The 7,500-nt window shown below is 52.3% G+C and carries 6 tRNA genes and 5 rRNA genes; all 11 read left to right on the top strand.

Annotated elements, in window-relative coordinates:
• The first annotated feature begins 31 nt into the window (after positions 1 to 31).
• The 11 genes from rrf (BGM23_RS00095) to BGM23_RS00045 all read left to right on the top strand — a co-directional run bounded on the left by rrf (BGM23_RS00095) (position 32) and on the right by BGM23_RS00045 (position 7,496).
• A 5S ribosomal RNA gene (gene rrf, locus BGM23_RS00095) occupies positions 32 to 147 on the top strand.
• Positions 148 to 192: 45 nt separating this feature from the next.
• A tRNA-Asn gene (locus BGM23_RS00090) sits at positions 193 to 267 on the top strand.
• Between the two features lie 2 nt (positions 268 to 269).
• Positions 270 to 342 (top strand) — tRNA-Thr (locus BGM23_RS00085).
• A 56-nt stretch (positions 343 to 398) separates the two neighbouring features.
• Positions 399 to 473 (top strand) — tRNA-Gly (locus BGM23_RS00080).
• 31 nt (positions 474 to 504) lie between these two features.
• A tRNA-Arg gene (locus BGM23_RS00075) sits at positions 505 to 581 on the top strand.
• 27 nt (positions 582 to 608) lie between these two features.
• Positions 609 to 685: transfer RNA gene (locus tag BGM23_RS00070), tRNA-Pro, on the top strand.
• Between the two features lie 8 nt (positions 686 to 693).
• Positions 694 to 769, top strand: a tRNA-Ala gene (locus BGM23_RS00065).
• A 172-nt stretch (positions 770 to 941) separates the two neighbouring features.
• Positions 942 to 2,491: ribosomal RNA gene (locus BGM23_RS00060) — 16S ribosomal RNA — on the top strand.
• Between the two features lie 170 nt (positions 2,492 to 2,661).
• Positions 2,662 to 5,589: ribosomal RNA gene (locus tag BGM23_RS00055) — 23S ribosomal RNA — on the top strand.
• Positions 5,590 to 5,644: 55 nt separating this feature from the next.
• Positions 5,645 to 5,760, top strand: a 5S ribosomal RNA gene (rrf, locus tag BGM23_RS00050).
• A gap of 186 nt (positions 5,761 to 5,946) precedes the next feature.
• Positions 5,947 to 7,496, top strand: a 16S ribosomal RNA gene (locus BGM23_RS00045).
• The 16S, 23S and 5S rRNA genes sit together here with 6 tRNA genes alongside, the layout of an rRNA operon.
• The last annotated feature ends 4 nt before the right edge of the window (positions 7,497 to 7,500 follow it).

Genomic DNA, 7,500 nt, shown 5'->3' with positions numbered 1-7,500 from the left:
ACGCCTAGTACCTTCATCCTGAAGGCATTTGTTTGGTGGCGATAGCGAAGAGGTCACACCCGTTCCCATACCGAACACGGAAGTTAAGCTCTTCAGCGCCGATGGTAGTCGGGGGTTTCCCCCTGTGAGAGTAGGACGCCGCCAAGCAGATTTATTAATTCTACCATGTTTGTTTATGAAGCTTTATATTATTCCGCAGTAGCTCAGTGGTAGAGCTATCGGCTGTTAACCGATCGGTCGTAGGTTCGAATCCTACCTGCGGAGCCATTGCTTCCATAGCTCAGCAGGTAGAGCACTTCCATGGTAAGGAAGAGGTCAGCGGTTCGAGCCCGCTTGGAAGCTTAAATGTATTATTACCAAGGTTTCTCATAAGGAGAAAGCTTTTTTTATTGCGATATGCGGAAGTAGTTCAGTGGTAGAACACCACCTTGCCAAGGTGGGGGTCGCGGGTTCGAATCCCGTCTTCCGCTCCATTTATCCCAACGGGATATTGTAAATTGAATTGCGCCCGTAGCTCAATTGGATAGAGCGTTTGACTACGGATCAAAAGGTTAGGGGTTCGACTCCTCTCGGGCGCGCCATATCTTTTAATAGAATAGATAGGAAATCGGGAAGTAGCTCAGCTTGGTAGAGCACATGGTTTGGGACCATGGGGTCGCAGGTTCGAATCCTGTCTTCCCGACCATTTTTTATGGGGCCTTAGCTCAGCTGGGAGAGCGCCTGCTTTGCACGCAGGAGGTCAGCGGTTCGATCCCGCTAGGCTCCACCAAAAGTTTTTAAAAAAAGTTGTTGACTTTGAAGAAGTGACGTTGTATACTAATAAAGTTGCTTTAACAAAGCAGACAAACAAAATGATCTTTGAAAACTAAACAAGACAAAACGTACCTGTTAATTCAGTTTTTGAAAATCGCACAGCGATGTGCGTAGTCAGTCAAACTACTTTATCGGAGAGTTTGATCCTGGCTCAGGACGAACGCTGGCGGCGTGCCTAATACATGCAAGTCGAGCGGACAGATGGGAGCTTGCTCCCTGATGTTAGCGGCGGACGGGTGAGTAACACGTGGGTAACCTGCCTGTAAGACTGGGATAACTCCGGGAAACCGGGGCTAATACCGGATGGTTGTTTGAACCGCATGGTTCAAACATAAAAGGTGGCTTTGGCTACCACTTACAGATGGACCCGCGGCGCATTAGCTAGTTGGTGAGGTAACGGCTCACCAAGGCAACGATGCGTAGCCGACCTGAGAGGGTGATCGGCCACACTGGGACTGAGACACGGCCCAGACTCCTACGGGAGGCAGCAGTAGGGAATCTTCCGCAATGGACGAAAGTCTGACGGAGCAACGCCGCGTGAGTGATGAAGGTTTTCGGATCGTAAAGCTCTGTTGTTAGGGAAGAACAAGTACCGTTCGAATAGGGCGGTACCTTGACGGTACCTAACCAGAAAGCCACGGCTAACTACGTGCCAGCAGCCGCGGTAATACGTAGGTGGCAAGCGTTGTCCGGAATTATTGGGCGTAAAGGGCTCGCAGGCGGTTTCTTAAGTCTGATGTGAAAGCCCCCGGCTCAACCGGGGAGGGTCATTGGAAACTGGGGAACTTGAGTGCAGAAGAGGAGAGTGGAATTCCACGTGTAGCGGTGAAATGCGTAGAGATGTGGAGGAACACCAGTGGCGAAGGCGACTCTCTGGTCTGTAACTGACGCTGAGGAGCGAAAGCGTGGGGAGCGAACAGGATTAGATACCCTGGTAGTCCACGCCGTAAACGATGAGTGCTAAGTGTTAGGGGGTTTCCGCCCCTTAGTGCTGCAGCTAACGCATTAAGCACTCCGCCTGGGGAGTACGGTCGCAAGACTGAAACTCAAAGGAATTGACGGGGGCCCGCACAAGCGGTGGAGCATGTGGTTTAATTCGAAGCAACGCGAAGAACCTTACCAGGTCTTGACATCCTCTGACAATCCTAGAGATAGGACGTCCCCTTCGGGGGCAGAGTGACAGGTGGTGCATGGTTGTCGTCAGCTCGTGTCGTGAGATGTTGGGTTAAGTCCCGCAACGAGCGCAACCCTTGATCTTAGTTGCCAGCATTCAGTTGGGCACTCTAAGGTGACTGCCGGTGACAAACCGGAGGAAGGTGGGGATGACGTCAAATCATCATGCCCCTTATGACCTGGGCTACACACGTGCTACAATGGACAGAACAAAGGGCAGCGAAACCGCGAGGTTAAGCCAATCCCACAAATCTGTTCTCAGTTCGGATCGCAGTCTGCAACTCGACTGCGTGAAGCTGGAATCGCTAGTAATCGCGGATCAGCATGCCGCGGTGAATACGTTCCCGGGCCTTGTACACACCGCCCGTCACACCACGAGAGTTTGTAACACCCGAAGTCGGTGAGGTAACCTTTTAGGAGCCAGCCGCCGAAGGTGGGACAGATGATTGGGGTGAAGTCGTAACAAGGTAGCCGTATCGGAAGGTGCGGCTGGATCACCTCCTTTCTAAGGATATTATACGGAATATAAGACCTTAGGTCTTATAAACAGAACGTTCCCTGTCTTGTTTAGTTTTGAAGGATCATTCCTTCGAAACGTGTTCTTTGAAAACTAGATAACAGTAGACATCACATTCAATTAGTAACACAAGATATCACATAGTGATTCTTTTTAACGGTTAAGTTAGAAAGGGCGCACGGTGGATGCCTTGGCACTAGGAGCCGATGAAGGACGGGACGAACACCGATATGCTTCGGGGAGCTGTAAGCAAGCTTTGATCCGGAGATTTCCGAATGGGGAAACCCACCACTCGTAATGGAGTGGTATCCATATCTGAATTCATAGGATATGAGAAGGCAGACCCGGGGAACTGAAACATCTAAGTACCCGGAGGAAGAGAAAGCAAATGCGATTCCCTGAGTAGCGGCGAGCGAAACGGGATTAGCCCAAACCAAGAGGCTTGCCTCTTGGGGTTGTAGGACACTCTGTACGGAGTTACAAAGGAACGAGGTAGATGAAGAGGTCTGGAAAGGCCCGCCATAGGAGGTAACAGCCCTGTAGTCAAAACTTCGTTCTCTCCTGAGTGGATCCTGAGTACGGCGGAACACGTGAAATTCCGTCGGAATCCGGGAGGACCATCTCCCAAGGCTAAATACTCCCTAGTGACCGATAGTGAACCAGTACCGTGAGGGAAAGGTGAAAAGCACCCCGGAAGGGGAGTGAAAGAGATCCTGAAACCGTGTGCCTACAAGTAGTCAGAGCCCGTTAACGGGTGATGGCGTGCCTTTTGTAGAATGAACCGGCGAGTTACGATCCCGTGCAAGGTTAAGCAGAAGATGCGGAGCCGCAGCGAAAGCGAGTCTGAATAGGGCGCATGAGTACGTGGTCGTAGACCCGAAACCAGGTGATCTACCCATGTCCAGGGTGAAGTTCAGGTAACACTGAATGGAGGCCCGAACCCACGCACGTTGAAAAGTGCGGGGATGAGGTGTGGGTAGGGGTGAAATGCCAATCGAACCTGGAGATAGCTGGTTCTCTCCGAAATAGCTTTAGGGCTAGCCTCAAGGTAAGAGTCTTGGAGGTAGAGCACTGATTGGACTAGGGGCCCCTACCGGGTTACCGAATTCAGTCAAACTCCGAATGCCAATGACTTATCCTTGGGAGTCAGACTGCGAGTGATAAGATCCGTAGTCGAAAGGGAAACAGCCCAGACCGCCAGCTAAGGTCCCAAAGTATACGTTAAGTGGAAAAGGATGTGGAGTTGCTTAGACAACCAGGATGTTGGCTTAGAAGCAGCCACCATTTAAAGAGTGCGTAATAGCTCACTGGTCGAGTGACTCTGCGCCGAAAATGTACCGGGGCTAAACGTATCACCGAAGCTGCGGACTGTTCTTCGAACAGTGGTAGGAGAGCGTTCTAAGGGCTGTGAAGCCAGACCGGAAGGACTGGTGGAGCGCTTAGAAGTGAGAATGCCGGTATGAGTAGCGAAAGAGGGGTGAGAATCCCCTCCACCGAATGCCTAAGGTTTCCTGAGGAAGGCTCGTCCGCTCAGGGTTAGTCGGGACCTAAGCCGAGGCCGAAAGGCGTAGGCGATGGACAACAGGTTGATATTCCTGTACCACCTCCTCACCATTTGAGCAATGGGGGGACGCAGGAGGATAGGGTAAGCGCGGTATTGGATATCCGCGTCCAAGCAGTTAGGCTGGGAAATAGGCAAATCCGTTTCCCATAAGGCTGAGCTGTGATGGCGAGCGAAATATAGTAGCGAAGTTCCTGATTCCACACTGCCAAGAAAAGCCTCTAGCGAGGTGAGAGGTGCCCGTACCGCAAACCGACACAGGTAGGCGAGGAGAGAATCCTAAGGTGATCGAGAGAACTCTCGTTAAGGAACTCGGCAAAATGACCCCGTAACTTCGGGAGAAGGGGTGCTCTGTTAGGGTGCAAGCCCGAGAGAGCCGCAGTGAATAGGCCCAGGCGACTGTTTAGCAAAAACACAGGTCTCTGCGAAGCCGTAAGGCGAAGTATAGGGGCTGACGCCTGCCCGGTGCTGGAAGGTTAAGAGGAGCGCTTAGCGTAAGCGAAGGTGCGAATTGAAGCCCCAGTAAACGGCGGCCGTAACTATAACGGTCCTAAGGTAGCGAAATTCCTTGTCGGGTAAGTTCCGACCCGCACGAAAGGCGCAACGATCTGGGCACTGTCTCAACGAGAGACTCGGTGAAATTATAGTACCTGTGAAGATGCAGGTTACCCGCGACAGGACGGAAAGACCCCGTGGAGCTTTACTGCAGCCTGATATTGAATGTTGGTACAGCTTGTACAGGATAGGTAGGAGCCTTGGAAACCGGAGCGCCAGCTTCGGTGGAGGCATCGGTGGGATACTACCCTGGCTGTATTGACCTTCTAACCCGCCGCCCTTATCGGGCGGGGAGACAGTGTCAGGTGGGCAGTTTGACTGGGGCGGTCGCCTCCTAAAAGGTAACGGAGGCGCCCAAAGGTTCCCTCAGAATGGTTGGAAATCATTCGCAGAGTGTAAAGGCACAAGGGAGCTTGACTGCGAGACCTACAAGTCGAGCAGGGACGAAAGTCGGGCTTAGTGATCCGGTGGTTCCGCATGGAAGGGCCATCGCTCAACGGATAAAAGCTACCCCGGGGATAACAGGCTTATCTCCCCCAAGAGTCCACATCGACGGGGAGGTTTGGCACCTCGATGTCGGCTCATCGCATCCTGGGGCTGTAGTCGGTCCCAAGGGTTGGGCTGTTCGCCCATTAAAGCGGTACGCGAGCTGGGTTCAGAACGTCGTGAGACAGTTCGGTCCCTATCCGTCGCGGGCGCAGGAAATTTGAGAGGAGCTGTCCTTAGTACGAGAGGACCGGGATGGACGCACCGCTGGTGTACCAGTTGTTCTGCCAAGGGCATCGCTGGGTAGCTATGTGCGGACGGGATAAGTGCTGAAAGCATCTAAGCATGAAGCCCCCCTCAAGATGAGATTTCCCATTCCGCAAGGAAGTAAGATCCCTGAAAGATGATCAGGTTGATAGGTCTGAGGTGGAAGTGTGGCGACACATGGAGCTGACAGATACTAATCGATCGAGGACTTAACCATATTTTTGAATGATGTCACACCTGTTATCTAGTTTTGAGAGAACACTCTCAATTTGTTTGGTGGCGATAGCGAAGAGGTCACACCCGTTCCCATACCGAACACGGAAGTTAAGCTCTTCAGCGCCGATGGTAGTCGGGGGTTTCCCCCTGTGAGAGTAGGACGCTGCCAAGCAATTGCACGTTAGTGTAATTTTTAAAAAAAGTTGTTGACTTTGAAGAAGTGACGTTGTATACTAATAAAGTTGCTTTAACAAAGCAGACAAACAAAATGATCTTTGAAAACTAAACAAGACAAAACGTACCTGTTAATTCAGTTTTTAAAAATCGCACAGCGATGTGCGTAGTCAGTCAAACTACTTTATCGGAGAGTTTGATCCTGGCTCAGGACGAACGCTGGCGGCGTGCCTAATACATGCAAGTCGAGCGGACAGATGGGAGCTTGCTCCCTGATGTTAGCGGCGGACGGGTGAGTAACACGTGGGTAACCTGCCTGTAAGACTGGGATAACTCCGGGAAACCGGGGCTAATACCGGATGGTTGTTTGAACCGCATGGTTCAAACATAAAAGGTGGCTTTGGCTACCACTTACAGATGGACCCGCGGCGCATTAGCTAGTTGGTGAGGTAACGGCTCACCAAGGCAACGATGCGTAGCCGACCTGAGAGGGTGATCGGCCACACTGGGACTGAGACACGGCCCAGACTCCTACGGGAGGCAGCAGTAGGGAATCTTCCGCAATGGACGAAAGTCTGACGGAGCAACGCCGCGTGAGTGATGAAGGTTTTCGGATCGTAAAGCTCTGTTGTTAGGGAAGAACAAGTACCGTTCGAATAGGGCGGTACCTTGACGGTACCTAACCAGAAAGCCACGGCTAACTACGTGCCAGCAGCCGCGGTAATACGTAGGTGGCAAGCGTTGTCCGGAATTATTGGGCGTAAAGGGCTCGCAGGCGGTTTCTTAAGTCTGATGTGAAAGCCCCCGGCTCAACCGGGGAGGGTCATTGGAAACTGGGGAACTTGAGTGCAGAAGAGGAGAGTGGAATTCCACGTGTAGCGGTGAAATGCGTAGAGATGTGGAGGAACACCAGTGGCGAAGGCGACTCTCTGGTCTGTAACTGACGCTGAGGAGCGAAAGCGTGGGGAGCGAACAGGATTAGATACCCTGGTAGTCCACGCCGTAAACGATGAGTGCTAAGTGTTAGGGGGTTTCCGCCCCTTAGTGCTGCAGCTAACGCATTAAGCACTCCGCCTGGGGAGTACGGTCGCAAGACTGAAACTCAAAGGAATTGACGGGGGCCCGCACAAGCGGTGGAGCATGTGGTTTAATTCGAAGCAACGCGAAGAACCTTACCAGGTCTTGACATCCTCTGACAATCCTAGAGATAGGACGTCCCCTTCGGGGGCAGAGTGACAGGTGGTGCATGGTTGTCGTCAGCTCGTGTCGTGAGATGTTGGGTTAAGTCCCGCAACGAGCGCAACCCTTGATCTTAGTTGCCAGCATTCAGTTGGGCACTCTAAGGTGACTGCCGGTGACAAACCGGAGGAAGGTGGGGATGACGTCAAATCATCATGCCCCTTATGACCTGGGCTACACACGTGCTACAATGGACAGAACAAAGGGCAGCGAAACCGCGAGGTTAAGCCAATCCCACAAATCTGTTCTCAGTTCGGATCGCAGTCTGCAACTCGACTGCGTGAAGCTGGAATCGCTAGTAATCGCGGATCAGCATGCCGCGGTGAATACGTTCCCGGGCCTTGTACACACCGCCCGTCACACCACGAGAGTTTGTAACACCCGAAGTCGGTGAGGTAACCTTTTAGGAGCCAGCCGCCGAAGGTGGGACAGATGATTGGGGTGAAGTCGTAACAAGGTAGCCGTATCGGAAGGTGCGGCTGGATCACCTCCTTTCTAA

Origin of the sequence: Bacillus sp. FJAT-14266, assembly GCF_001719225.1 — a bacterium.
Classification (GTDB): Bacteria; Bacillota; Bacilli; order Bacillales; family Bacillaceae; genus Bacillus; species Bacillus subtilis.
This window is presented reverse-complemented; position numbering and strand designations above follow the sequence as displayed.